Source organism: Priestia sp. P5_B4, assembly GCF_056400385.1.
The window spans coordinates 1-1,368 of the sequence record NZ_JBFULJ010000961.1 but is presented as its reverse complement, the minus strand read 5'-3'; the positions used below and the strand labels follow the sequence as shown (position 1 = coordinate 1,368).

Genomic DNA, 1,368 nt, shown 5'->3' with positions numbered 1-1,368 from the left:
GGCATAAAGATTGTGTTTACAGACCKGGATTTTCGAACGATTTTTATTTCATTATTTATTATTGGATTATCCGTTGKCGGCTTTATGCCTTATTTAACGGTTTGGGCAACAAATACATTGCATGCCACTTCTTTTCAAGCAGGATTTTTATTTGTGCCAATGAGCATTATTGGTTTAATCGTATCGTTTTATTTAGCTTCGTTATCAGACAAATGGGGGAAACGAAAGCCATTTATTATTTGGGCGTTACTGATTGGAACCATTTCAAGAGTGCCGTTAGCGTTTACGCATTCTTATACAATAGCACTCATTTTACTTGCTATAGGAGGGTTTAATGCGTTTTCTTTTTTCTTTGCCCTGCTGAATGATTTTATTGTTAAAAAGCAAGAAAGCAAATCGCAGGCAGGTACGATTACTGGTACCGTGCGAATGGCTTTTTCACAAGGCTATATTTTTGGACCTATGCTTGGCGCTTTAATTATTGACCACGGAGGGTATACTCTTTTATTTTTATTATCAGGGTTGTTATCGCTAGCAACTTTAGGGTGGGTTCTTTTTGCGCTTAAAGAAGACAGTATGCCTCAAACTTCAGCTCATGCATCTTCAAAAGCGCCAGCCGGTATACCTTCTGTATTAATAGCTGTATTCGTAGCAGCTCTTTTCATTTTTGCGGGTGATTCCGGGCGTTCTATGTATTTGCCGCTCTACATAACGGATACGTTAAAACAATCCGTTTCGATTGTAGGGATTCTCTTTACCGTTACATCTGTTTTTGAGCTAGTATTTATGCCGTTAGGGGGCTATTTTTCTGATAAGATCGGAGTTAAACGATTCTTTATCATTGGAATTGCTTGCCAAGTGCTTTATTTTATTTTAACGAGCCTTCATTTACCGCTGAGTGGGTTAATTGTGCTTCAAGTATTTTATGCTTTTATTCTATCCGCTACAATGGGAGTGGGAATGGTGTATGCTCAGTCACTGGCTCCGCGTCAAATTGGACTAGCCACAACGGCATATATGACGGCTATACAAACTTCAGCAGTTGTCAGCAGCTTAGCTATGGGGTCACTAGTCAGCGTGATTCCGCTGCCTTCTACTTTTTACATTTTAGCTGTTTTCGCGGTTGTTTCAGGTGTGATGTTCCTGTTTATGAAGCAAAAATCAGCTGAGAAAATGAGTTGAAAAGAAAAGTTAAGAAGAGGTTGAGACATTACCAAATTAATTCAATCTAAAGGCGGACAAATAGTATACATGAGCTCGTATGGATTGCTTGTGCCACCGCAGTTGATTTCCGTACAAGTCTTCGCTTTCCGCGGGTGGCCGATGAGCCTCCTCGTCGTTTGCGCTCCTGCGGGGTCTGATCTGTTC

1 protein-coding gene is annotated in these 1,368 nt (G+C 40.5%); it reads left to right on the top strand.

Annotated features, from left to right (window positions below; translation table 11 throughout):
- A partial coding sequence (locus AC1DRF_RS27885) for an MFS transporter (RefSeq protein WP_477742298.1) occupies window positions 1-1,182 on the top strand: 1,182 nt, incomplete at its 5' end.
- Window positions 1,183-1,368 lie beyond the last annotated feature (186 nt).